General features: G+C 38.6%; 27 protein-coding genes and 1 pseudogene. 19 read left to right on the forward strand and 9 right to left on the reverse strand.

The window, feature by feature from the left end; genetic code table 11:
- Window positions 1–63: 63 nt before the first annotated feature.
- On the reverse strand, window positions 64–810 hold the full coding sequence (gene carO, locus MKL32_RS07105) for an ornithine uptake porin CarO (protein ID WP_004953045.1): 747 nt from the start codon (window positions 808–810) through the stop codon (window positions 64–66).
- 290 nt (window positions 811–1100) lie between these two features.
- Here carO and dapD point away from each other — a divergent pair, with 290 nt between their 5' ends.
- The 8 genes from dapD to MKL32_RS07145 all read left to right on the forward strand — a co-directional run bounded on the left by dapD (window position 1101) and on the right by MKL32_RS07145 (window position 6236).
- On the forward strand, window positions 1101–1922 hold the full coding sequence (gene dapD, locus MKL32_RS07110) for a 2,3,4,5-tetrahydropyridine-2,6-dicarboxylate N-succinyltransferase (protein ID WP_004913502.1): 822 nt from the start codon (window positions 1101–1103) through the stop codon (window positions 1920–1922).
- Window positions 1923–2025: 103 nt separating this feature from the next.
- Complete coding sequence (queE, locus tag MKL32_RS07115; protein WP_136695031.1) at window positions 2026–2736, forward strand: 7-carboxy-7-deazaguanine synthase QueE; 711 nt, start codon at window positions 2026–2028, stop codon at window positions 2734–2736.
- 70 nt (window positions 2737–2806) lie between these two features.
- Window positions 2807–3475 carry a 7-cyano-7-deazaguanine synthase QueC gene (queC, locus tag MKL32_RS07120; RefSeq protein WP_017397575.1) on the forward strand — a complete coding sequence of 223 codons (669 nt, stop codon included), beginning with the start codon at window positions 2807–2809 and terminating at the stop codon, window positions 3473–3475.
- A 30-nt stretch (window positions 3476–3505) separates the two neighbouring features.
- On the forward strand, window positions 3506–3922 hold the full coding sequence (locus MKL32_RS07125; RefSeq protein WP_004913510.1) for a hypothetical protein: 417 nt from the start codon (window positions 3506–3508) through the stop codon (window positions 3920–3922).
- Between the two features lie 90 nt (window positions 3923–4012).
- Window positions 4013–4699, forward strand: a complete 687-nt coding sequence (locus MKL32_RS07130) for a diphthine--ammonia ligase (protein WP_151834227.1) — start codon at window positions 4013–4015, stop codon at window positions 4697–4699.
- A gap of 20 nt (window positions 4700–4719) precedes the next feature.
- Complete coding sequence (locus MKL32_RS07135) at window positions 4720–5181, forward strand: peroxiredoxin (RefSeq protein WP_004913517.1); 462 nt, start codon at window positions 4720–4722, stop codon at window positions 5179–5181.
- Window positions 5182–5297: 116 nt separating this feature from the next.
- Window positions 5298–5861, forward strand: coding sequence for a CAP domain-containing protein (locus MKL32_RS07140; RefSeq protein WP_270900352.1), 564 nt, complete (start codon window positions 5298–5300; stop codon window positions 5859–5861).
- Window positions 5862–5873: 12 nt separating this feature from the next.
- Entirely contained in the window at window positions 5874–6236 is a 363-nt protein-coding gene (locus tag MKL32_RS07145) for a glyoxalase superfamily protein (protein WP_270900353.1), read from the forward strand.
- Here MKL32_RS07145 and MKL32_RS07150 read toward each other — a convergent pair whose 3' ends face one another.
- Genes MKL32_RS07150 through gstA form a run of 3 tightly spaced genes read right to left on the reverse strand, consistent with a single transcriptional unit; the run spans window position 6237 to window position 7472 of the window.
- Entirely contained in the window at window positions 6237–6617 is a 381-nt protein-coding gene (locus tag MKL32_RS07150; RefSeq protein WP_270900354.1) for a nuclear transport factor 2 family protein, read from the reverse strand.
- 1 nt (window position 6618) lies between these two features.
- Window positions 6619–6831, reverse strand: a complete 213-nt coding sequence (locus MKL32_RS07155) for a tautomerase family protein (protein WP_004913529.1) — start codon at window positions 6829–6831, stop codon at window positions 6619–6621.
- Between the two features lie 38 nt (window positions 6832–6869).
- Window positions 6870–7472 carry a glutathione transferase GstA gene (gene gstA / locus MKL32_RS07160; RefSeq protein ID WP_270900355.1) on the reverse strand — a complete coding sequence of 201 codons (603 nt, stop codon included), beginning with the start codon at window positions 7470–7472 and terminating at the stop codon, window positions 6870–6872.
- A gap of 98 nt (window positions 7473–7570) precedes the next feature.
- On the opposite strand from gstA, the gene MKL32_RS07165 reads away from it, so the two are divergent.
- Window positions 7571–8482: a LysR family transcriptional regulator gene (locus MKL32_RS07165; protein WP_087540083.1), complete on the forward strand. Its 912-nt coding sequence runs from the start codon at window positions 7571–7573 to the stop codon at window positions 8480–8482.
- Here the strand turns inward: MKL32_RS07165 and MKL32_RS07170 are convergent.
- The gene (locus MKL32_RS07170; protein ID WP_171488101.1) at window positions 8479–9054 is read right to left on the reverse strand and encodes a nicotinate-nicotinamide nucleotide adenylyltransferase; all 576 of its coding nucleotides are present in this window, start codon (window positions 9052–9054) and stop codon (window positions 8479–8481) included. The two genes, MKL32_RS07165 and MKL32_RS07170, sit on opposite strands and share 4 nt — an antisense overlap.
- A 109-nt stretch (window positions 9055–9163) precedes the next feature.
- Between MKL32_RS07170 and MKL32_RS07175 the strand changes: the two genes are divergently transcribed.
- Together MKL32_RS07175 and MKL32_RS07180 are read left to right on the forward strand one after the other, a co-directional pair.
- Window positions 9164–9964, forward strand: a complete 801-nt coding sequence (locus MKL32_RS07175) for an enoyl-CoA hydratase-related protein (RefSeq protein ID WP_270900356.1) — start codon at window positions 9164–9166, stop codon at window positions 9962–9964.
- 101 nt (window positions 9965–10065) lie between these two features.
- Window positions 10066–10827: a nitroreductase family protein gene (locus MKL32_RS07180; RefSeq protein ID WP_042890624.1), complete on the forward strand. Its 762-nt coding sequence runs from the start codon at window positions 10066–10068 to the stop codon at window positions 10825–10827.
- Here MKL32_RS07180 and MKL32_RS07185 read toward each other — a convergent pair whose 3' ends face one another.
- Together MKL32_RS07185 and MKL32_RS07190 are read right to left on the reverse strand one after the other, a co-directional pair.
- Window positions 10828–11142, reverse strand: coding sequence for an NGG1p interacting factor NIF3 (locus MKL32_RS07185; RefSeq protein WP_204378812.1), 315 nt, complete (start codon window positions 11140–11142; stop codon window positions 10828–10830).
- A gap of 60 nt (window positions 11143–11202) precedes the next feature.
- Window positions 11203–11334 (reverse strand): KGW motif small protein, encoded by a 132-nt coding sequence (locus MKL32_RS07190; RefSeq protein ID WP_262445374.1) that lies wholly within the window; start codon window positions 11332–11334, stop codon window positions 11203–11205.
- Window positions 11335–11414: 80 nt separating this feature from the next.
- Here MKL32_RS07190 and MKL32_RS07195 point away from each other — a divergent pair, with 80 nt between their 5' ends.
- Window positions 11415–12113, forward strand: a complete 699-nt coding sequence (locus MKL32_RS07195) for a prolyl hydroxylase family protein (RefSeq protein WP_333724598.1) — start codon at window positions 11415–11417, stop codon at window positions 12111–12113.
- Between the two features lie 100 nt (window positions 12114–12213).
- Here the strand turns inward: MKL32_RS07195 and MKL32_RS07200 are convergent, their stop codons facing one another.
- On the reverse strand, window positions 12214–13431 hold the full coding sequence (locus tag MKL32_RS07200) for a multidrug effflux MFS transporter (protein ID WP_204378813.1): 1218 nt from the start codon (window positions 13429–13431) through the stop codon (window positions 12214–12216).
- Window positions 13432–13509: 78 nt separating this feature from the next.
- Complete coding sequence (gene purL, locus MKL32_RS07205; protein ID WP_039046898.1) at window positions 13510–17340, reverse strand: phosphoribosylformylglycinamidine synthase; 3831 nt, start codon at window positions 17338–17340, stop codon at window positions 13510–13512.
- Window positions 17341–17716: 376 nt separating this feature from the next.
- On the opposite strand from purL, the gene MKL32_RS07210 reads away from it, so the two are divergent.
- From MKL32_RS07210 to tolR, 7 genes and pseudogenes are all read left to right on the forward strand, one after another.
- Window positions 17717–19057 carry a deoxyguanosinetriphosphate triphosphohydrolase gene (locus MKL32_RS07210; protein WP_004913557.1) on the forward strand — a complete coding sequence of 447 codons (1341 nt, stop codon included), beginning with the start codon at window positions 17717–17719 and terminating at the stop codon, window positions 19055–19057.
- Window positions 19058–19130: 73 nt separating this feature from the next.
- On the forward strand, window positions 19131–19736 hold the full coding sequence (gene ruvA / locus MKL32_RS07215) for a Holliday junction branch migration protein RuvA (RefSeq protein ID WP_005402998.1): 606 nt from the start codon (window positions 19131–19133) through the stop codon (window positions 19734–19736).
- Between the two features lie 4 nt (window positions 19737–19740).
- On the forward strand, window positions 19741–20736 hold the full coding sequence (gene ruvB, locus MKL32_RS07220) for a Holliday junction branch migration DNA helicase RuvB (protein ID WP_004952988.1): 996 nt from the start codon (window positions 19741–19743) through the stop codon (window positions 20734–20736).
- Window positions 20737–20831: 95 nt separating this feature from the next.
- Window positions 20832–21728, forward strand: a pseudogene (locus tag MKL32_RS07225) (hypothetical protein).
- A 150-nt stretch (window positions 21729–21878) separates the two neighbouring features.
- Window positions 21879–22286, forward strand: a complete 408-nt coding sequence (gene ybgC / locus MKL32_RS07230; protein ID WP_004913566.1) for a tol-pal system-associated acyl-CoA thioesterase — start codon at window positions 21879–21881, stop codon at window positions 22284–22286.
- 24 nt (window positions 22287–22310) lie between these two features.
- On the forward strand, window positions 22311–23009 hold the full coding sequence (gene tolQ / locus MKL32_RS07235) for a protein TolQ (protein WP_004913568.1): 699 nt from the start codon (window positions 22311–22313) through the stop codon (window positions 23007–23009).
- Entirely contained in the window at window positions 23009–23461 is a 453-nt protein-coding gene (tolR, locus tag MKL32_RS07240) for a protein TolR (RefSeq protein ID WP_004913571.1), read from the forward strand. The genes tolQ and tolR overlap by 1 nt, the downstream gene beginning before the upstream one ends.
- Window positions 23462–23463 lie beyond the last annotated feature (2 nt).

The raw sequence follows: 23463 nt of genomic DNA on the forward strand, positions 1-23463 counted from the left end.
AAAAGGATCTTTAAACGAAAAAAACGAGCTTTACAGCTCGTTTTCTCTATGTGCTCGTTCGGCTTAGAAACTGAAACTTACACCAACTTTACCAACTGGCAACCATTCATATTTGTTGTCATTAGCAATTTTATTAGCTTCAGCATTAACCGCTTCTGTTAGAGATTGGTTACCTTCAGTAGTCGCAGTACCTGTTGAAGTTAAAGTAACCTTAGGATTACCTGTGTAGTACGCCCCTACTTCACCAAACACACCAATATTCTTATAAACTTTAGGTGCAAAACCAAAACCTAAGTATGGTGCGATGTCATTTTTGTATTCCATCTTACCATTAATCTTAACGCCATCTGCTCCCGCTAAGAAGTCTTGGTTATTTACACGGAATGCACGAGTAGCATTAACATTACGAGTTAAATCATAGTCATTATCTAAATACGCTACACCAGCGGCAACATACAGTGATTTAGCAAAAAGATTATCACTTGTTCCCCATGGACGCATTTCAGCGTTTAAATAAACATTATTATTTTCCATATCGAGGTCGTAAGTAGAGCCATTTACTTTGACATCATCAGACCAAGAAATGTCACCACCGTTATAACCTAATGTTACACCTACATAAGGGTTAGCATCATAAGTAATCGCACCACCATAACCTGTAGTACCCACTTCAGCACGAACTGAAACTGGATCTAAGTATGAAGGAAACGTAGAACCTGATTCCTTCACAACTTGTTCATCTGCTGCTAAAGCAGAACCTGCAATCGCTGTTAATGCACCTGCAGCTAAAATAACGCGCAAAGCTTTCATTGAAGTCTCCTCAAAAAATACTTTTATCTAAGGTATAGTTGTTACTGTAATAAAATCTTAAAAGAATGATTGATATCTTTTTATACAGAAACTGATTACTTTTTGTTATTTTTTGATACAAATTCAGAATAATTGTATATTTCGAAATAATGGATAAAAAACAATTAAATCCGAATTTATTACAATTTTATTGCTTAATTTTAAAACACTTTATTGTAACGACTTTTTTCAAAGCTTCTTGGTTCAATTTAGTGTAAAATCTTCAAAATTTTTTTGGATGAAGGAAGATCATGTCTCAGCTTTCTACGATCATTGAGCAAGCATTTGAAGACCGTGCAAATTATTCAGCTACGGACTGCCCTACAGAAATTCGTCAAGCCGTTGAAGAAGCATTAACTGGTTTAGACAACGGTACACTTCGTGTGGCTGAAAAGATTGATGGTGAGTGGGTTGTTCACCAATGGTTAAAAAAAGCAGTTTTACTTTCTTTTAAACTCAATGACAATCAGCCTATTGAAGCTTGTGATCTACAGTTTTATGACAAAGTTGCAACTAAATATTCAGGTTGGACTGAAGAGCAATTTAAAGCAGCAGGTGTACGCGTAGTTCCTCCAGCTGTTGCTCGCCGTGGTAGCTTCCAAGCTAAAAATGTGATCTTGATGCCATCTTATGTCAACATCGGTGCATATGTTGATGAAGGTACAATGGTTGATACTTGGGCAACTGTTGGTTCATGTGCGCAAATTGGTAAAAATGTACATTTATCTGGTGGTGTAGGTATTGGCGGTGTATTAGAGCCATTACAAGCAAACCCAACGATCATTGAAGACAACTGCTTCATCGGCGCACGTTCTGAAATTGTAGAAGGCGTAATTGTTGGTGAAGGCTCTGTAATCTCTATGGGCGTATTCATCGGTCAATCGACTAAGATCTACGATCGTGAAACTGGCGAAATTCACTATGGTCGCGTACCTGCTGGTTCAGTTGTAGTTGCGGGAAGCCTTCCTTCTAAATGTGGAACTTATAGCCTTTACGCAGCAATCATCGTGAAAAAAGTTGATGCGAAAACACGTGCTAAAACAAGTTTAAATGATTTATTACGTGCTGACTAAGATGTAATACCACGGAGCTTATACTGCTCCTCGTCTCTACGATTATCACTGATCGTAGAGATTTTTGTTTTTTAATAGCTTGCTGATTTTGTGGTAACTCTTTATGACTTCCTTACGTTCCTCTGCAATTCCTGTCTCTGATCCTGCTGCTGGTTTGCGTATCACTGAGATTTTTTATTCTTTGCAAGGCGAAGCGAATACATTTGGCTTACCCACTGTCTTCATTCGTTTAACTGGTTGCCCTCTTCGTTGCAGCTATTGTGATACCACGTACTCTTTTGAAGGTGGCGAGCGTCAATCACTTGAAGATATCATTGAAACAGCAAGCCAGTTTAAAACACCTTATATATGTGTCACTGGTGGCGAACCACTTGCACAGCCGAATTGTCTTGTATTACTTCAACGCTTGTGTGATCTCGGTTTTGACGTTTCGCTTGAGACAAGCGGAGCTTTAGATGTTTCTAAAGTCGATCCCCGTGTTTCGAAAGTATTAGATCTAAAGACACCAACGTCTAATGAAGATCATCGTAATTTACTTACCAATCTCGACTATCTAACACAGCATGATCAGATTAAATTTGTGATCTGTAATCGTGCCGACTATGAATGGTCTAAACAACAACTGGAAAATTTCCAGTTGCAAGATAAAGTCAGTACAGTATGGTTCTCTCCTGCTTTCGCGGTAGAAAAAGGTACTGTTGCTCTGCCTGCTCTTGCACGTGATTTAGCTCAGTGGATTTTAGATGACCATCTCCCTGTTCGCTTCCAATTACAGTTACATAAGCTGTTATGGAATGATGAATCTGGTCGCTAATGATCTTGTGACTGTCTCAAATGAGGCAAATCATCTACGAATAATTTTAGGTTGAATAATGGAAAATAATATGCGTTCTCGTGCCATCGTATTATTGTCTGGCGGTTTAGACTCGACAACATGTCTCGCTTGGGCACAAGCAAACTATGACTGTATCGCTTTAAGTTTTATGTATGGTCAACGCTCTACAACTGAGCTTGATGCAGCTAAGGCACTTGCACAACGAGCAGGTGTTGAACATCGTGTAATTAATATCGATTTGGGTAATTTAGGCGGTTCCGCGCTTACAGATCATAACATTGATGTACCTGAACAATTACAAGAAGGTATTCCTGTAACTTATGTTCCAGCACGTAACACAATTTTTCTATCCTATGCTCTTGCAGCAGCCGAGGTATTTGACGCTGAAGCCATTGTTATTGGTGTAAATGCTGTTGATTATTCAGGATATCCAGATTGTCGCCCAGAATTTATTGACGCTTTTGCCAATCTTGCAAGACTTGCAACAAAAGCTGGTGTTGAAGGAAAACCTCTTAAAATTGAAACACCTCTGTTACATTTATCCAAAGCGAATATTATACGCTTAGGCATCGAACATGGCGTAGACTATAGCCAAACGGTATCCTGCTATCAGGCAGATGCTCAAGGACGTGCATGTGGCAAATGCGACAGTTGTCGTTTACGTCAGCAAGGTTTTATCGAAGCAGGTGTCGCGGATCCTACGCGCTATGCGGAATAAACGATATAAGGTAAAAATTAGGTACATTATATGAAGTTTTCTAAATCAAATATTATTCTTTCAACAATGATGTCAGCTGCGGCTCTTTTTGCTACAGCATCTCATGCAGCTGATAATCCATTACAAGCAGCATATAAAAGTACCAATGTAAAATCTGCATTAGTCAACGTATGTAAAGATCAAACAGCTAAAGGTGGAAAACTAACCTCTGCGGAAGTAAGTAAATTCTGTAGTTGCCAAATTGATGCACAAGGTAAAGTAACTGAAGCACAAAAATGGGAAATTCAAAGTGCAATTAATGCCAAGAAAAGCCCTAGTTCTTTAGCGTTTGTCCAACAGCAAAATAAAGATTTACAAGCTTGCTTAGGCGCCCCTTTGGTATCTAAGTTAGAAAAATTAACTGAAGAAGCAATGAAAGCTGCTCAGCAACAAGCTCCTAAAAAGTAAGCTTGTATGGTTCAGATTAAAGCCTGCATTTATGCAGGCTTTTTTTAGTTCTGTTAATATTTGAACCACCTAAAGAAATTGACTAAATTCATGTACGATCAATGGAAAACCAATGCTGAAAATCGACGATCAATTGTTTCATTCAGTGGAGGCAAAGATAGCTCTCTCGCCTTGTACCATGCTATGCATAAAGGGACGGTGTTAGGCTTAATTGTGATGTTAGAGGAACAAGGACAACGATCACGTTCGCACGCAATGCCCCTAGATATCATTCGTGCTCAAGCTGATGCGATAGGTTTACCTGTTTATATGACTTCATCGAGTTGGTCTGATTATGAAAGTAAGTTTATTGATTTACTTCATCAGGCTAAAGCTCATGGAGCTGAAGTACTCGTTACTGGCGATCTCGACATGCCACAGCATGGTTGCTGGCACGATAAAGTCACTCAACAGGTTGGGCTCAAGTTAGGCATGCCACTTTGGTTAAGACCACACAAACAAGTCGTTGAGGAATTTATTTCACTTAGTTTTCACAGTGTTATTGTTACCGTCAATCTCAAATTGGGGATGCGCGTTGAAGACTTAGGTAAAACACTTACTTTGGAATATATCCAAGAACTGGAAGATCGCGGTATTGATCCATGTGGCGAAAGTGGTGAATTTCACACCACAGTGATCAATGGTCCCATTTTTAACAAAGCAATTCCTATACGCCATGGTGAAATTGTTTATCATGAAGAATATGCATTTTTACCACTTGAACTAGATCAACCATAACCTTTATTGAAGGATGAGACATGTCTGAGAATATTCAATTACCTGATCAAAGCTTCCCGACAACTGAAGGTGAACTTAACCTGACACAAATCGAAAGTGAATGGTTAGTTTTATATTTTTACCCTAAAGATTCCACACCTGGCTGTACAACTCAGGCGATCGGTTTTTCATGTTTAAAAGATCAGTTTGCAGCTTTAAACTGTCAAATTATCGGTGTCTCACGTGATTCTGTTAAATCTCACCAGAACTTCACTGAAAAGCAATCACTTAATTTCAATCTGATTAGTGATCGACAAGAAATCTTATGTAAACATTTTGATGTCATTAAAGAAAAAAATATGTACGGCAAACAAGTCATGGGCATCGAACGTTCAACCTTTATTTTTCACAATAAGCAATTGGTGAAAAGCTATCGTAAAGTTAAAGCTGCAGGACATGCTGAACAAGTATTGGAAGATTTAAAAGTTTTACAATCTGCTTAATTTGCTTGCCTTCAAAAAAGCGAGTTTATACTCGCTTTTTTTACAGTTAAATTGTAGCCCTAAACTAAAATAACGTATCATTAAACGATTAAAATAACGAACCTAAATCTTAAAAAATGAAATCGATCCAAGTTTTAATTTTATTTCCGTTGTTTATTTCTGGATGCAGTATCAGCACCCCAACACATTCACAAGAAAATTCTACTTCAATCTCTCAAGTTCAGAAATTATCAACCGAAATACGCTGTGAAGACTTACAAAACCCAGCTTATCAACAAACCATCTTGCAGTCGATTAACGACATTCGGCAACAATCGCGTCAATGTGGACAACGACATTTTTCAGCAACATCACCCTTAGTATGGAATGAACATTTGGCTAGAAGTGCTTATGCTCATGCCATAGATATGACTCAATATAATTTTTTAGGGCATCGTAGTCAGGGCGGTTTAGACCTCAAAGCTCGCTTGAAACTTTATCAGTTTAAAGGACGCGGCGGCGGTGAGAATGTTGCACGTGGGCAGAAAAACTTGAATGAAGTATTAACGACTTGGCTAAACAGCCCCATGCATTGTGCCAATATAATGAATCCTAAATTTACAGACTATGCAGTGGCATGTACCTTTGACTCCACTGAAAAACAAAAGCCATACTGGGCACAACAATTCGGAATTCGTTAACAGGAAACACCTATGCAAAATGGCTCGATCATTCCTATTTTTCGTATCTTTGACATTAAATTAGCACAATCATTTTATCTTGATTATTTAGACTTCCAAATCGATTGGCAGCATACTTTCGGGGACAACTTCCCTATTTATCTGCAAATCTCCAAAGACGATTGTGTTCTCCATTTGTCCGAACACTTCGGTGATGCGAGTCCGCATAGTGCGATTCGTATTTACTGGGAGAATCTCAGCTTGTTAAAAAATGAACTTGAGGTCAAGGATTATAAGTTTGCTAAACCCCAAGTTGAAAAAACAGATTGGGAAACATTAGAACTGAGTATGACTGATCCCTTTTCCAATCGAATTATCTTTTGGGAAGATGCTTAATTAGTCCGCTAAAAGTTGATAATGAAAGACTTTAGAAATAATTTTCCACTCACCCTGCTTTTGTACCAATGTGAGTGCGTCATAAAAATATTTAGGTTCAATCACACATTCAACATGTACCATCGCTAACTGATCATGAATCAAATTGATCGCAATAACCTTATCTTGTCTTAATTGGTTTTGAGATGCGGGTGAAATACGCTTTTCCACAATAGCGAAATAAGTATCCATATCTAACTTAAGCATCGGATCATCCGTAGCGTTGATATAAGTTGCATCGGAATGAAATACGTCCTGCAATTTATCCACATCACAAAAGTGCAAACCATCAAAGTATTTTTCGAGTTGCTGTTGAATCTTAATTATCGGATTATTTTGCATCTTATGTACCTATTCTTTGTCTATTACGTATGGTCGAAACTGATTCGCCTGCCACACCCCAGTTATCTGTATCAACTTCATCAATGACCACAAATGTAGTAGCTGGGTCTTTATGAAGCACCCGAACCACTAAATCTGTAGCCTCTTGAATCAATTGTTGTTTCTGTGCAGTAGAGACATTTTCTTTGGTGATTTGAATTAAAATATAAGGCATGCGGATCTCCTTTTATAATTTTATAGATGGTAAGAACACTAAGATGCTTCGGCTGCTATTGCATCTTGAACCGTTTGACGATGAGAAATTCGCTGCATAAAAGCTGTTAAATGAATAAAATGCCCAAGATCAAGACCAATAATGTCAGCCCAGCGTGTCACCACAAACAGATAAATATCAGCAATGGTAAAATTACTTCCCGATAAGTAGTTTTGCCCATCTAACTGTTGATCAACCCATGCATAGTGTTTATTTAAAATTGTACTAAAGATAGTTTTAGATTCTTCGCCATAGGATTCATGGAAAAATGGTGAATATGCTTTATGAATTTCTGAAGCAATAAAATTCATCCAAGAAAGTGTTTGATAACGCTCTGAGGTATTTATTTCAGGTAATAAATCCTTACGTTCGAATTGATCCACAAGAAACTGACTAATCACAGCACCTTCCGTTAAAAAAGAACCATCTTCAAGCTGTAATACAGGTACTTGACCCTTCTTATTGAGTCTATAAAAGTCCTCACCTAGTTCAGTTAAATGCTGTTCTAAATCGACTTTGATTAAATCAAATGGAAGTCCAAGCTCTCTTAAAACGATATGTGGGGCTAGAGAACATGCATTTGGTGAATAGAATAATTTCATAAAAATAACTCCATACAAGGTATGCGAATCATCTTATTGTTTACTTATATGTGCTTAAATAGCTTGCAACTCAAATCATTTTTTACATGGTGTAATGAATGAATCACCCTCTAAAACGGATGATGTTTAGTAGCGTCGAATTGTTTTGCTTAGTAGCAGAATATGAAAGCTTTTCTAAGGCAGCCTTACATGCAGGTGTGAGTCCAGCAGCGGTCAGTCGCTCAATTGCTCGATTAGAGAAGCATTTAGCGACTCCATTGTTTGTAAGAACGACTCGACAAGTCCGTTTAACTGCGCAAGGAAAAATCTATTTTGATGAATGTAAACAAGCGCTGAATCAAATTTTAGAAGCAGAACAGCAACTCAAAAATCAAACACAGCAACCCTCTGGTTTAATTCGTATCAGTGTTCCAACACCATATGGACACTATCGCATCCTACCGTTATTGGCAAAGTTTTCACAGCAATATCCAAGCATCCAAGTAGATGTTCAACTAACCAATAAAAATGTGGACTTTATAGCAGAAGGATATGACCTGGCGATTCGTGGACGACAATTTGCTGATTCAAATTTGATTGCACGGCAACTAGAACAGGCTGAACTGATTGTAGTGGCGGCGCCTGAGTATTTAAAACAATTCGGAACACCGCAAAACCTTGAAGATTTACAGCATCATCAATGTATTCAGTTTGTTCTTCCCAGTACAGGGAAAAATGTTCCGTGGCTATTTACCTCTAATCAACAAATAATTGAATATCAAAGTGCAGGAAATATTCGTTGCTTAGATGATATTTTAGGTACGGTAACACTGGCAAAACATAGCGCTGGTTTATTACAAACCTATCGTTTCATTGTAGAAAAAGAGCTTAAGAATGGAGATTTGATTGAGGTGCTTAGCGAATTTTCAGGCACTTCACGCCCATTTTCTTTACTTTATCCATTAAAAAAACACGAATCTTTCCATATTCGTGTTTTCATCGATTTTCTGCTTAAAGAACTTAAATCTTAAAAACATTCATCCAAATTACTTTTATCACCCGCAAGATATTTACGCTGCAATTCCGCATAGACTTTTGTATTTTTAAATTCAGTCAGAAATTCAATCGTGCCTTTAGGGAAAAATTTAGTTTGAATCTCACCTCGATAATAGGCTTCTCGCATAGGCGTAGCTGAAATAGAATCCTTTAAACTATCCAACTCAACCATTTCCCATTCTGGAAATAAAGCTAAATAATAAGAAGATTCATCTTTGAAGTGACCAATCAAACCTACTTTTGCATTTGGCTGAACCACTAGATTAACCAATGTTTTGACTTGTTTGACCCATTTTTCATCGTTATACACATCAACCACATGCACGAAATAAATCCGCTTCTGATCATCTTCTGAAAAGTTAGACAGAATCATTTGCTCACGTTCATGGGCTAAAAATGGATTTTTGATATTCCGTTCTGATTGTGCTGAACCTAATGCCAATATCACGTTCTGACTTTGCTGTAACGCAATTTCAATGGTTTGTAGATGTGCCAAATGAAAAGGCTGAAAGCGTCCAATAAAAACAAGATAGTCAAATGTGTACATAGGCGTAATTTCACTTTTTGTGAACTCATCAGTTGCACCATGTAACGCAAATATGCGACATAATGAGAGCACTTTAAAAATCAATCTGAATTAAAGCAAGGATAGTACGATGACACTTAGCTGTATTCAACAACCTCATCAACATTTGCAAGCAAATTTAGAAGATGGCGTACTCACCTTAGCCATTAACCGTTCAGAAGCCAAAAATGCACTTTACGGTGAACTTTATCTTTGGATTGCAAAAGCATTAGATGAAGCTGATACAAATAAAGATGTACGTGTTGTGATTTTCCGTGGTGCAGAACAAGATTTTACTGCAGGTAATGATATGAAAGACTTCATGGGCTTTATGCAAAAGCCATATGAAGGCAAAGCGAGTGATCAACCTCCATTTGTATTATTAAAAGCCGCGGCTCGTTTTTCTAAGCCACTTATTATCGCAGTGAAAGGTGTTGCAATTGGTATTGGTGTAACAATCTTATTGCATGCTGACATCGTATTTGCAGACAATACTGCCCTATTCCAAATACCATTCGTAAGTTTAGGCCTTTCTCCTGAAGGTGCTGCGAGCCGTTTATTGGTCAAACAAGCAGGCTATCAGAAAGCGGCTGAATTATTATTCACAGCGAAGAAGTTTGATGCAGCAACAGCAGTAAAAGCAAATCTTGTAAATGACGTTGTTGAAGATGCCTATGCAACCGCTCAACAAACCGCTCAACATTTAGCAGCATTACCTTTAGCATCTCTAAAACAAAGCAAAGCGCTAATGAAAAAAGACTTAGCTGAAATTATTGCTTGTGTCGATGAAGAAGCTGAAATCTTTATGCAGCGTGTACGCTCACCTGAAATGATGGAAGCTGTACAAGCATTTATGCAAAAACGTAAGCCTGACTTCTCACAGTTCAATTAATACATTTCACTGTTTTTATACAAACCATTTAGTCAAGACTGGGTGGTTTTTTTATTTAACGTCCCAATATTAACAACAAACTTATAGGAACATTTATTCTCATGTCTGAACAAAATCAAACCGAAAAAAAACGCTACTACGAACCTGCCCCTCAAGATATTGATGTTGCCAATTTCCGTAAAGTCATTGAAAGCCGTCGTTCAGTACGTAAGTTCACGGATAAACCAATTCCAAGTGAGATTTTAGATGAATGTTTAGATTTGGCACTGCTTGCACCCAACTCATCAAACTTACAGCCTTGGACATTCTATGTTGTGCAAAATCCAAGCAAGAAAAAACAACTGGTTAAAGCGTGTTTAGGACAACTTGCCGCTAAAACTGCATCCGAATTAATCGTATGTGTCGCTAGAACAGATCGTGTTGATGAAATGGCAAAACTAAATATCACCGAGTTTCCATTTCCAGAAGCACCACCAGCGGTTCAAAAGTATTACCGCTTTATTCCCTACAACTATAAAACAGGTTATTTCAATGCCTTAGGTAACTTCAAAAAAGTTGCATTTAAAGTAGCCCGTACTCTCGATAAACAACTTCCCGTGACTGCATTTAACCCTGCCGATGCCAAATTATGGGCAACTAAAACCACAGCTTTAGCCTGTGAAAACCTTGTATTGGCTTTACGCGCTTATGGTTTTGATAGTTGCATGATGGAAGGTTTTGATGAACCTTTGGTTCGTAAAATTTTAAAGCTAAATGATCAACAATATCCTGTGATGGTGATTGGTGCAGGTGAGCGTGCCAAAGATGGCGTGTTCTTCCCGCAATATCGTTTTGATCGTGATTTATTTATTCAAAAAGTATAATTATTCAAAATCTAATATTTGGATAAACTCAAAGGCAGGCTCTTCATAAGGATGGCTTGCCTTTAATGCCTTCGCCACATCACTGGCTTTTTCTTCAGGTACAATGGTTTCTACACGCCATTCTTCAAGCTGCTCTAGTTCGTCTAATTGTCCTAAAAATGGATTTGCACCTTTAACAGGCTTAAACTGCCCTATTCCTTTCACTTGCCAAGCACAATGCTCATAATTGCCAATACCGCCTGCACCAGCTTCAAAGATAGCTTTTTTGGTTAATTCAAGGTGTGATTCAGGTACATAATAAATAAGTTTTAGCATATTCTTAATGATGTTGAACTCTTGCTGATCATCAATCATAAGCTTAAAAACAATGAAATATCAAAGCGAAATATTCATAACGAGGTAACTAACAACTATGAATACAACTTGGATAGCAACCGTTAAGCCAAACAAAAACCAACCTTTATCTTTGCTATGGATTGTTCTCATGTGATTTGCTTTTTTCATCATGTTGTTCTCCGATTCTTATGATCATTATTGAGAATGCAAAAATTGAACCATTTTAAATAATATTAATTAAACTAGTTATGATGATAAAACAACCAATTCCAACTCAAAATGATATAGGTCATCAAAATGGGATAACTTCCAAGCAAACTCTTTTTCTACAACAAGAAAAACAACAAACACATCAGAACTCACCTTTAATTTTTACTGTAGATGATGTGTTCTCAGATCAAGAATGTCTTTCATTCATCGAACTTAGTAATCAATATCATTATGAAACAGCTGATGTATTCCTAAACTCAGCTCGTCAAGTGCTCACCAATGTCAGAAATAATAAACGAGTGATTTATGATGATATTCAGCTTGCCGAAACACTATTTTCCAAACTCAAACATCTCTTGCCTGAGCAATTGAATGGTTGGACATTAAGTGGCTTAAATGAACGTTTTCGTTTTTATCGTTATGAAAATGGGGAAACATTTAGACCACATTGGGATGGGATTTATGAAGTGAATGATTGGCATAGTAGTCAACTTACATTATTGATCTATCTGAGCGAAGATTTTACGAGTGGAGAAACAGTGTTTTACCGTGATAGTGGCATGCTGAAACCCTGTAAGGAAACTCAAATCGCGAGTATTCAACCCAAACTTGGGCAGATATTAGTATTTGAGCATCAACAGTTACATGAGGGAGCACCTGTGCTTTCAGGTCAGAAATATGTATTACGTACCGATGTAATGTATAAACATCCGATGCTCTTAAAACATCAGGATTCTTAAATCCAATAAGCTGATATAGATAAAAGCCATTTCATAATGACTTTTATTTCAACGAATCAAAATACCTATATTTATTGTTTTCTACAAACCAGCTTATTTTTTATTGCATGCCAACACCTTTTTTATTTGTTAAATATCTCTTCTCATATATTGTCATCGCAAAAGCTAAACCACATAAAATCACAAAACCACTGGTCATTGGAACTAATGTCCCGTTATATAACTGTCCAATAATCGAAGCTAGAATTAAAGACAGTACAGAAGATGATGCACCGATAATCGCTGAAGCCATTCCTGCGACATGCCCCATCGGTTCCATAGCGATTGCATTTAAATTACCAAATAAAGTTCCAAACAATAAAAATAGAATGCATGCATACAGCATAAACATCCAAAAAAAAATCTGAACGCCAACAAGCTGAATAATCAGGAATATCAAAGAAATTAAACATAAACCCAAAAAACCATAAATACAGATTGGACGCATACCAAACTTCATTACGATTTTAGAGTTAGTAAATGAAGCAATCCCCATCACACCTGCTAACACAGCAAAATAAGCACTAAATTCTGCACCTGATTTACCAAACTGCTGCATAAAAATTTGTTGTGAAGTTCCTAAATAACCAATAAACCCACCAAAACAAAAGCCAGCACACAACAGATAACTCATCGTGGTTTTATTACTCACCACTTCCTTAAAGCCATCTTTAAATGCTTGTACACGCATAGGTAACCGATTTTCTGGAACTAAGGTTTCTTCTAAACGTAAAGCAACCCATAATCCAACGATGGTTGCGTAAACCATATATAAGACAAAAATATCTCGCCATCCAAAGAAATGAATAATCAATTGCCCTAAACTTGGTGCAACAGCTGGAGCAACCATAAATACCATCATGATCAAAGACATGATACGTGCCATTTGGGCACCACTATATTTGTCTCTCACAATGGAAATAGAAGCTACATAAGGACCAGACACCCCTATTCCTTGAATAAATCGCCCAACTAAAAACCATTCAAAACTTTGTGTGGAATAACACAACAAGCTTCCTAGAAAGTAAATGACAATCCCTGTAAATAAAATCCGTTTGCGTCCAATCGCATCCGACAATGGACCTGCAATCAATTGCCCCAAAGTCATACCAGAGAAAATCGTAATGATGACCCACTGTGACTGATTATCATTTTGTAAAATAAAAACTTTTCCGATTTCACCTAAAGCAGGTAATACCGCATCAATCGAAAAAGAAACGATCGACATTAATAATGCCATCAACAGAGCAAATTCGTGGAAATGGATTTTTGATTTCATTTGTTATTCTCCATCAATATTCATTTTTATACTTGAATGAAATAAGCCACCTTACGGTGGCTTATTTTTTATTTCATATTAACCAATGAACTTACGTGCATTGCGGAACATACGCAACCAAGCACCATCTTCAGCCCAATCTTCAGGCTTCCAAGAATGTTGTAAAGCACGGAAGTTACGCTCTGGGTGTGGCATCATTACTGTTGCACGACCATCTTTAGAAGTTTGTCCTGTAATCGCCTCAGGTGAACCATTCGGGTTCAATGGATAGTGCTGAGTTGGATTACCCAAACTATCTACATAACGCAAGATGACTTGGTTCTCTGCATTTAAAGTGGCAAGTTGTTGTTCTGTCGCAACTAAACGACCTTCACCATGCGCAACTGCGATTGGTAAAATCGAACCTTGCATATCTTCAAGCAACACAGAAACAGATTTCTCTACACGAACATTCACTGCACGCGCTTCAAATACTTCTGACATGTTACGGTGGAAACGTCCCCAATGCTCTGCACCAGGAATCAGCGGAGCAAGTTGTGACATCATTTGACAGCCGTTACATACGCCTAAGCTGAATGTATTTTCACGATGGAAGAATTGTTCGAACTGATCACGTAGTTTCGCATTGAACAATACTGATTTCGCCCAGCCACCACCAGCACCCATCACGTCACCGTATGAGAAGCCGCCACATGCCACTAAACCTTCAAAGTCGCTTAAGCTCACACGGCCTGCAAGTAAATCACTCATGTGTACGTCGATAGTATTGAAGCCTACTTTGTCAAAGGCTGCCGCCATTTCCACATGACCATTTACACCTTGCTCACGCAAAATTGCCATATTTGGACGACGTGTATTGATAAACGGCGCTTCAACTGGCTCATTTAAGTCATATGTTGGTTGTGCAATTAAACCTTTGTGGTTCTTATCTGCAATTAAAGCAAATTCTTGATCAGCTGTTTCAACGTTGTCACGTAAACGTTGGATCTGATGTGAAACTTCAGCCCAAGCTTGTTGTAATTCAGCACGCTCAAGCGTTAAACCATTTACAACCAATTGATCAGTTGTATTCACACGACCAACAACAGCAATTGTATCTTTCAAGCTAGATGCTGCAACTTCAACTTCTAACTGCGCCCAATCAGCAGCCGTAATTTGAAGTACTGCACCAATTTCTTCAGCAAATAAGCTTTCAGTTGATTGATTTTCTAGAGCAACACCTAAACGCGATGCGAACATCATTTCAGCAACAGTCGCCAATAGACCACCATCACCAATGTCATGGTAAGCTTTGATCACGCCACGATTGTTCCAGTCTTGAATCAAGGCAAAGAATGCTTTGAAGTCATCAAAACTATCAACATCAGGGGTAACAGAACCGATTGCTTTATATACTTGCGCAAGGATCGAACCACCTAAACGGAATTGACCTTTAGATAAATCGATACGTACAAGTACTGAGTCTGCTAAGTTCTTCAGTTCAGGTGTTAATGTTTTACGTACATCTAAAACAGGTGCAAACGCAGTGATTACGCCTGTCATTGGAGAAGTTACGGCTTTATCTTCACCATCATTCCAAGTGGTACGCATTGAAAGTGAGTCTTTACCGACAGGAATAGCGATACCCAATGCAGGACACATTTCCATACCAATCGCTTTCACACCTTCAAACAAGGCTTGATCTTCACCTTTTTGACCAGCCGCAGCCATCCAGTTGGCAGAAAGCTTGATATCGCTGATTTGTTCGATGTTGGCACAGGCAATATTGGTAATTGCTTCCGCAACCGCTAAACGTGCAGATGCAGCAGGATTTAACAAAGCAACTGGTGGGCGCTCACCCATCGCCATAGCTTCACCTGTAAAGCCTTGCAAGCTTGTCGTCGTTACTGCTGCATCTGCAACAGGAACCTGCCAACGGCCAACCATTTGATCACGGGCAACCATACCTGTAATCGAGCGGTCACCAATTGTGATCAGGAATGATTTAGACGCAACTGTTGGATTCTTCAATACGCGGAAAATCGCATCTTTCAAATCAACTTTTGATGCATCAAAGTCGTTACCTTTACGTTCAATCGTTTCATATGAACGTTGCATACGTGGTGTACCACCCAACATGACTTGCATTGGGATATCGACTGCATTGTTTTCAAATAACGGATCTTCAACAGTCAGATGACGTGCTTCAGTCGCTTCACCAAGTACTGCAAACGGACAACGCTCACGTGCACAAATTTCTTCAAACTGTTCTAAAGATTCTGGACGAATCGCTAACACATAACGTTCTTGCGCTTCATTTGACCAGATTTCCATCGGGCTCATGCCTGGCTCTAAAGATGGAATCTTACGCAGGTTCAATACAGCACCTAACTCGTGATCATTCACTAGTTCAGGCATCGCATTGGATAGACCACCCGCACCCACGTCATGTATAGACACGATTGGGTTAAAGTCTTCTAAGCGCCAGCATGTATCAATGACTTCTTGGCAACGGCGTTCCATTTCTGGGTTTTCACGTTGTACTGAAGCAAAGTCTAAGCTCTCACCCATAGTACCGCTGTCTACAGATGATGCAGCACCACCACCAAGACCGATTAACATGGCAGGACCACCCAATACAATGAGCAAGTCACCTGGTTGAATCGCATCTTTTTCAACGTGGTCAGGACGAATGTTACCGTAACCACCAGCGATCATAATTGGTTTATGGAAGCCTTTAACTTCACCATTCACATTCTGTTCGAAGGTACGGAAATAACCATTTAATGCAGGACGACCAAACTCGTTGTTAAACGCCGCACCACCCAATGGACCTTCAATCATGATTTGTAATGGCGATGCCATACGTGAAGGCTTACCGTAGTTTTCTTCCCAAGGCTGTTCGAAACCAGGGATATTCAAGTTAGAAACCGTAAAGCCTGTTAAACCTGCTTTTGGTTTACCACCACGACCTGTTGCACCTTCATCACGGATTTCACCGCCTGAACCAGTTGCAGCACCAGCAAATGGAGAAATTGCTGTTGGGTGGTTATGCGTCTCAACCTTCATTAAAATATGAGCGGCTTGGCTCTTATATTTATAAACAAAGTGACCATTTTCATCCGCTTTTGGATAAAAACGCATCGTGTCATAACCCACGATCACAGAGGCATTGTCTTTATACGCCGACAATACATCTGTTGGAGATTCTTTATAGGTGTTCTTAATCATTTGGAACAATGATAATGGTTGTTTTTCACCATCAATTGTCCATTCAGAACCAAAGATTTTATGACGACAGTGTTCAGAGTTCGCCTGAGCAAACATCATTAACTCGATGTCATTTGGATTACGACCCAGCTTAGTAAATGCTTCGGTTAAGTAATCAATTTCTTGCTCAGATAAAGCAAAGCCGAACTCATTATTCGCTTTAACTAATGCTTCTTTACCTTGACCCAAGATATCAATTGAGTTGAGTGGCTTCGGCGCAGTTTCTGAGAATAAAGCTTTTGCATCTTCAATTTGAGCAAAAACTGTTTCCGTCATACGGTCATGAAGTACTTGTTTAACTTCATTCGTAATTTCAGTGACACCTTTTAACGTGAATAAAAGACCACGTTCTAGACGGTGTACTGGTGTATTACAGTTTTGGAAAATATCAGTTGCTTTAGACGACCACGGAGAGATTGTGCCAACACGTGGAGTTACTAAAATTTGGATTTCATCACTTGCAGCTTGGCGAAGTTCGAAAGATTGACCATCGTTTAAAAGTTGTAATGCCGATTGATGTTGCTGCTCGTTGAGCGCTTGATCAAACAAATAAACCCACTGGCTGTCAAAAGATTGAACAGAACTCATTGACGCTAAACGGTTTAAGAGTTGAGCTTTCTTAAAAGAAGAATGTGCTGATGCACCGGCCACGATAAACATGTTGACTTTGGCTCCACGGGTGGGTCTAACGAACCTACCGCAATGTGACTTATGAGAGAGCGCATATTCTACTGTGAAAGCCTTCTTTCAGCTAGCCATATCCATCTTAAAAATCAGAGTTTTCTATCCCAAATCACTTAATTTCTTATCGCTTTATGGGTTTAGTATATTCGTAACAATTCGTTTAGTTTGTTCTGATGTACGCATTTCCCATCTCTCATTTTCACGACCTCTTTATTCCAATAGTATAAAAACCAATACTATCAATAGAAAAATCAGAGTGCTTTACACTTACATGACAACTTATGTCGCACTACTCTAGTGCTTTAATCTTTTTTTTGGCATGATGAATTAAAGTCAGTTTGAATAATGATAAATGGAACAAATGCGTTGGTTGGAATTGCTCTCTGCAATTCGCTTAGGTAGTAAAAAAAGTAGCACCGAATTGGCTAGAAGCCCGTTTCATAAAGATTACGATAGAATTATATTTTCCCAAAGTTTTCGACAACTGAATAGAAAAACTCAAGTTCACCCATTGACTCAGCACGATGGTATTCATACTCGATTGACTCATTCACTCGAAGTATCTTGTATTGGTCGCTCGCTTGGTATGCTCGCCGCAGAAAAGATCAAAGATGAATTACCTATGTGGATTTCACCTGCTGATGTCGGTGCGATTATTCAAGCGGCATGTTTAGCTCACGATATTGGCAATCCCCCTTTTGGTCATGCAGGTGAATATGCGATACGTGAATGGTTTGATGATGCCTCACATCGTGACTTTCTGACCAAACTCACTCCCGAAGAAGAAGCAGACGTTCGTCAATTTGAAGGTAATGCGCAAGGTCTTCGTTTACTGAGTCGTATTGACTACCATCCTGATGATGGTGGTATGCGTCTGACCTGCGCAACACTGGGTGCCTATTTAAAATATCCTTGGTTATCAAAAACCATCGACCAACAAGGCGATACCCCATCCCATCAAAGAGCAAAATTTGGTTGCTATCAATCAGAAAAGGAAATCTTAAAACAGCTTGCTGAACAGCTTGGTTTAATTAAACTGGGTGAATATCACTATTGTCGTCACCCTCTAACTTATTTATTAGAAGCTGCTGATGATATTTGTTATGCACTGATTGATTTAGAAGATGGCATCATTCTTAATATGTTGAGTTATGAAGAAGTTGAACCTATCTTCCTCAACTTGATCGCAGATTTTGGTCTTCCTGAAGAGCTGCATTTACCGCATACCACTTGGCAACAAAAAATTGCAGCCTTGCGTGGTCGTGTAATGAAACGATTAGTCGATGAAGTCACGACGGCTTTTGCAAAACACCACTATGAAATCATCACAGGTCAACTCAAAGGTAGCCTTTTACAATATTGCTCACCTGATATTGAAGCAGGGATTCAAACTGCGAAAAATCTTGCACGTGATCGTATTTTTGAACATCCTCAAAAATCCGGTTTAGAAATTATTGCGCATCAAAGCTTACAGACTATTTTAGATGCTTTTGTGCCTTTGACCATGCCGCATAAAACATTAAGCTTTAAAGAACAACGTTTGATGTCGATTTTGCAACATTCAGGCGCAAATTTTCAAAACAACCATTACAATAATATTATGCAAGTCTTAGATATTATTAGTAAGTTCTCAGACCATCAGGCTTATAGCTTGGCGCAAGAGCTACAAGGGAATAAAGTTGGCTTCTTTTAAAAGAATATGCAAACTCTATTTTCTTAAATGACTTTGGTTTAAATCTTTTCAAATAAATAGTGAAAAATTTTCTATGATCGGATGTTTAATTGGCGAAGTGTTTGCCTTAGAAGCCCCTACTGTATTACTTAATGTAAATGGGGTTGGTTATGAAATCGATACACCGCTTTCAACATTTTGCCAATTACAAAAAGGACAAAAAGTAACGTTATGGACGCATTTAGTCGTTCGTGAAGATGCTCAACAATTATATGGCTTCAGTGAAGCACAAGAAAAAATTATTTTCCGCACCCTACTCAAAGTAAACGGTGTAGGACCAAAAATGGCATTAGGGATTTTATCTACGTTAAGTGTTGAATTATTAATTCACACCATTGAACACGATGATATCAATACACTGATTAAAGTGCCTGGGGTTGGTAAAAAAACGGCTGAACGTTTAATGATTGAATTACGTGATCGTTTCAAAGCACTTTCACAGTCAGCGAATAGCACTTCACAAACAACCACCTCTCAAATTCAATTCATGTCAAACTCACCTGTTGCTGAGGCTGAGGCTGCTTTACAATCGCTTGGCTATAAACCTATTGAAGCACAAAAAGCTGTGGCAGCTGTCAAGGCTGACTATACAGAATCTGCCGATATTATCCGCGCAGCTCTTAAATCGATGATGAAGTAATATTATGCAAGATCGCCTCATTAGTGGAATTGAAAAACCTGAAGATCATTTTGATCGTGCAATTCGTCCGACATCACTTGCTGACTATATTGGTCAGCCCGTGGTTCGCGAGCAAATGGAAATTTTCATTGGTGCTGCTCGTGGGCGTGGTGAAGCACTGGATCATACGCTAATTTTTGGACCACCAGGTTTAGGTAAAACCACGCTCGCCAACATTATTGCTCGCGAAATGGGTGGCAATTTAAAGTCTACGTCTGGTCCTGTATTGGAGCGGGCTGGTGATCTAGCTGCGATGCTGACCAACTTAGAAGAAGGTGATGTTTTATTCATAGATGAAATCCATCGTCTTTCGCCAGTGATTGAAGAAATCCTCTATCCAGCGATGGAAGATTATCAACTGGATATTATGATTGGCGAGGGTCCAGCAGCGCGCTCTATTAAACTAGATTTACCGCCATTTACATTAGTCGCAGCAACAACACGTGCTGGTCTACTCACTTCCCCGCTACGTGATCGTTTTGGAATTGTGCAACGTCTGGAGTTTTACTCTGTTGAAGATCTTACGCATATTGTAACGCGTTCAGCAAACCTCATGGATGTTCCAATTACTAGAGAAGGTTCAACTGAAATTGCAAGACGTGCCCGAGGTACTCCACGTATCGCCAATCGACTATTACGCCGTGTACGCGATTACGCTCAAGTGAAAGGCACAGGTGAAGTAACTCAAGAAATGGCTCAACGTGCTCTAGACATGCTAAATGTCGATAAAGCAGGTTTAGATACTTTAGATCGTCGTTATATCAGTATGTTGCTTGAACGATTTGAAGGCAGACCTACTGGTGTTGAAGCATTAGCAGCCGCAATGGCTGAAGATAGCGGAACACTAGAGGATGTTATTGAACCTTACTTAATCCAACAAGGTTATGTTATGCGCACTGCTCGCGGGCGTATAGCAACGAATATGGCTTATTTGCAATTTGGTATGACCCCACCTGAATAATATCAATTTCCTTTAATAAAATACTTTCTATAGTGAAGTAATTAAAATAATATACAGATTATTCTACTTACTTCATTATTTTATTAAGGGTTAAAATGAAAAATAAACTTTCCACAACAATATTTTATAGCAGCATAATATTACTAACAGCTTGTGGGGATGGAAGTGATGGTAGTAGTAATGGAACATCCATCCAAAGTAAAGAAAAAAATAAACTACACCAAAGCAGAATCTATTGAGTCGATTTATGAACCAATCATTAGTTTATCTCAAGAGAATGACAATATTGCATTGATTGGCACTGAGTTTGCAGAAATATTTATTATGGCATTTATGCTGGTAATAACTTTAGATGTTCAAAAGGCTCATTTACAAAAAACAGCGACAAGAGCATTACATTCAATGGCTGTGAGTTTATGGATTATATAAATGATGACAGCAGCTCTATAACTCGCTTAGGTATTTTCACCATCTCTGGATCCGTAAATAGCAAAGTAATATCATCGGCAGATTCTGCACGTTACGAGACTTCATTAAAGAACTTCAAAATCATTCCACCAAGTGATTCGAGTATTACTTTCAATGGTGACTTTGCCAGTAAATACACCCGATCATCTACTCAATATCAAATCAAAGAAATGGTACTAAGTGTATTTGATGATGAAACCAAAAAAACGCAACGGTTGATGATCAATAATTACCAACTCAATGTGAATAATCTTATGTTTACTGCACTAGGAAATATTCAAGGTACTCCTGAAAGTAAATTTTTCTCAGTCAATTTCAAAAGTGATGTCAGATTTGAAAATGATACAGATAAAATAGCTTTCTATCCTAATTTTGCTGAAATTATGATTGAAGACACTGACAATATAAAAAATACAATTAAGATTTCAAACACGAGCAATTACAAGGCTTTAATCAGTGCATATGCAGATGGCATAACAGTAACAGGATTCCCTAAAACAGTTGAATGGGATGAACTCAATTAACTTTAAATAATTGTCTTTTCGGTCAAGCCCTACATGTTAGGGCTTTTTTTATGCGCATCAAGAATATGTTATTTATTACTATTTCCTTAGTCTCATCGAGAACATATCATTCCTTCATCGCTCCCAGTACGAAACCAATAGGTAAAAGAAATGGCAAATCATTTTGAATTCAACATTCGCGTTTATATTGAAGATACAGATGCAGGTGGTATCGTCTATCATGCCAATCATATCCGCTATATGGAGCGTACTCGAACAGAATGGCTAAGAGCAGCTGGCGTTGATCATTATTGGCACCAAGAGGATTACAACTTTGTGGTTCACCAAATTCAGGTGAAATATGTACGTCCAATATTAATGGATGATTTAATTACCGTTACAGCACGTGTTATTTCGTGTAAAGCCGCATCTTTTGTGTTGCAACAAAATATTTATCGTGGTGAAATCTTGCTGGCTTCAGGTGAGGTTACGTTGGCATGTTTGAATAAAGACATGATGCCACGTCGACTTCCTGACGAAATTCGTGATCTGATTCAAAAAGAATTAGCACAGGACTAAAAATAAACTTTCGGCACTTAACTTATGGCAACAAATTTAGAATCTTCTCTGCATATCTCTGACCTGATTTTACAAGCAAGCCCTGTCGTACAATTGGTGATGCTGATCTTATTACTCGCTTCTATTTATAGCTGGTATTTGATTGCAAAATTGCATATGGGTTTCAAAAAAGCAGAACAAGATGACGAGCATTTTCAAAAAATGTTTTGGTCAGGTGCCGAATTAAATACGCTTTATAATAATGCCCAATTAAACTCAAAGCGTCGTGGTCTTGAAGATATTTTCTATCAGGGCTTAGGTGAGTTTTTAAAATTACAGAAGCGCAAAGCTGATACTACACAAACGATTGAAGGTACAGAGCGTATTCTTCGTGTAGGTTTAAGTAGAGATCAAGGCGGCTTAGAAGTTGGTCTTGGCTCTTTAGCTAGTATCGGCTCAGTTGCTCCTTATATCGGTTTGTTCGGAACTGTTTGGGGGATTATGAACGCATTCATCGGTTTAGCAGCAGTTGATCAGGTTACATTAGCCACGGTTGCACCAGGTATTGCCGAAGCACTAATCGCAACTGCTATTGGTTTATTCGCAGCGATACCCGCTGTACTTGCGTTTAACCATTTTACAGCTAAAGGCGAAAGCATCTATTCTGACCGTGCCCTATTTGCTGAAGAAATGATTGCACTTCTACAACGTCAATCAATTGGAACGACACAGGAAGATGCATAATGGCAATTCAGCGATCTGGACGTTTCGAGCGCATCAAAAAACCACTTAAAAGTGACATGAATGTCGTCCCTTATATTGATGTAATGTTAGTGTTATTGGTCATTTTCATGGTAACTGCACCGATGATTACCAGTGGCATAAAAGTTGATTTACCTCAAGCCAATAATCATCCTATTGAATCTAAAGATATGCCAGCGATGGTGACGATTGGTAAAGATGGCAATATCTATTTGCAGTATGAAGATTACAAAGACAGTGAACCACTAACACTCGAACAACTTGAAACTGTTTTAGCGAAGGCACAACAACAAGCCGAACAAGATAATAAACAACTCACTGTTCTCGTGAATGGTGAAAAATCACGCCCTTATGGTGAAGTTGTATCACTGATGGCAAGCCTACAAGAAGCAGGTTTAACACAAGTGGGTTTACTGACAGAGCCTTTAAAATAAGT

It is taken from the genome of Acinetobacter sp. AOR34_HL, assembly GCF_027854795.1.
Lineage (GTDB): Bacteria > Pseudomonadota > Gammaproteobacteria > Pseudomonadales > Moraxellaceae > Acinetobacter > Acinetobacter junii.

Coding starts and splice junctions, on each gene's coding strand:
- MKL32_RS07150 (WP_270900354.1), bottom strand. CDS start 6,617: ATGCAAAATAATCCGATAATTAAGATTCAACAGCAACTCGAAAAATAC.
- carO (WP_004953045.1), bottom strand. CDS start 810: ATGAAAGCTTTGCGCGTTATTTTAGCTGCAGGTGCATTAACAGCGATT.
- MKL32_RS07195 (WP_333724598.1), top strand. CDS start 11,415: ATGATAAAACAACCAATTCCAACTCAAAATGATATAGGTCATCAAAAT.
- tolQ (WP_004913568.1), top strand. CDS start 22,311: ATGGCAACAAATTTAGAATCTTCTCTGCATATCTCTGACCTGATTTTA.
- MKL32_RS07185 (WP_204378812.1), bottom strand. CDS start 11,142: ATGCTAAAACTTATTTATTATGTACCTGAATCACACCTTGAATTAACC.
- MKL32_RS07140 (WP_270900352.1), top strand. CDS start 5,298: ATGAAATCGATCCAAGTTTTAATTTTATTTCCGTTGTTTATTTCTGGA.
- MKL32_RS07130 (WP_151834227.1), top strand. CDS start 4,013: ATGTACGATCAATGGAAAACCAATGCTGAAAATCGACGATCAATTGTT.
- MKL32_RS07190 (WP_262445374.1), bottom strand. CDS start 11,334: ATGATGAAAAAAGCAAATCACATGAGAACAATCCATAGCAAAGATAAA.
- ruvA (WP_005402998.1), top strand. CDS start 19,131: ATGATCGGATGTTTAATTGGCGAAGTGTTTGCCTTAGAAGCCCCTACT.
- MKL32_RS07200 (WP_204378813.1), bottom strand. CDS start 13,431: ATGAAATCAAAAATCCATTTCCACGAATTTGCTCTGTTGATGGCATTA.
- MKL32_RS07180 (WP_042890624.1), top strand. CDS start 10,066: ATGTCTGAACAAAATCAAACCGAAAAAAAACGCTACTACGAACCTGCC.
- MKL32_RS07135 (WP_004913517.1), top strand. CDS start 4,720: ATGTCTGAGAATATTCAATTACCTGATCAAAGCTTCCCGACAACTGAA.
- MKL32_RS07145 (WP_270900353.1), top strand. CDS start 5,874: ATGCAAAATGGCTCGATCATTCCTATTTTTCGTATCTTTGACATTAAA.
- tolR (WP_004913571.1), top strand. CDS start 23,009: ATGGCAATTCAGCGATCTGGACGTTTCGAGCGCATCAAAAAACCACTT.
- MKL32_RS07165 (WP_087540083.1), top strand. CDS start 7,571: ATGAATCACCCTCTAAAACGGATGATGTTTAGTAGCGTCGAATTGTTT.
- dapD (WP_004913502.1), top strand. CDS start 1,101: ATGTCTCAGCTTTCTACGATCATTGAGCAAGCATTTGAAGACCGTGCA.
- queE (WP_136695031.1), top strand. CDS start 2,026: ATGACTTCCTTACGTTCCTCTGCAATTCCTGTCTCTGATCCTGCTGCT.
- MKL32_RS07210 (WP_004913557.1), top strand. CDS start 17,717: ATGGAACAAATGCGTTGGTTGGAATTGCTCTCTGCAATTCGCTTAGGT.
- queC (WP_017397575.1), top strand. CDS start 2,807: ATGCGTTCTCGTGCCATCGTATTATTGTCTGGCGGTTTAGACTCGACA.
- gstA (WP_270900355.1), bottom strand. CDS start 7,472: ATGAAATTATTCTATTCACCAAATGCATGTTCTCTAGCCCCACATATC.
- MKL32_RS07155 (WP_004913529.1), bottom strand. CDS start 6,831: ATGCCTTATATTTTAATTCAAATCACCAAAGAAAATGTCTCTACTGCA.
- ybgC (WP_004913566.1), top strand. CDS start 21,879: ATGGCAAATCATTTTGAATTCAACATTCGCGTTTATATTGAAGATACA.
- MKL32_RS07175 (WP_270900356.1), top strand. CDS start 9,164: ATGACACTTAGCTGTATTCAACAACCTCATCAACATTTGCAAGCAAAT.
- MKL32_RS07170 (WP_171488101.1), bottom strand. CDS start 9,054: ATGTACACATTTGACTATCTTGTTTTTATTGGACGCTTTCAGCCTTTT.
- purL (WP_039046898.1), bottom strand. CDS start 17,340: ATGTTTATCGTGGCCGGTGCATCAGCACATTCTTCTTTTAAGAAAGCT.
- ruvB (WP_004952988.1), top strand. CDS start 19,741: ATGCAAGATCGCCTCATTAGTGGAATTGAAAAACCTGAAGATCATTTT.
- MKL32_RS07125 (WP_004913510.1), top strand. CDS start 3,506: ATGAAGTTTTCTAAATCAAATATTATTCTTTCAACAATGATGTCAGCT.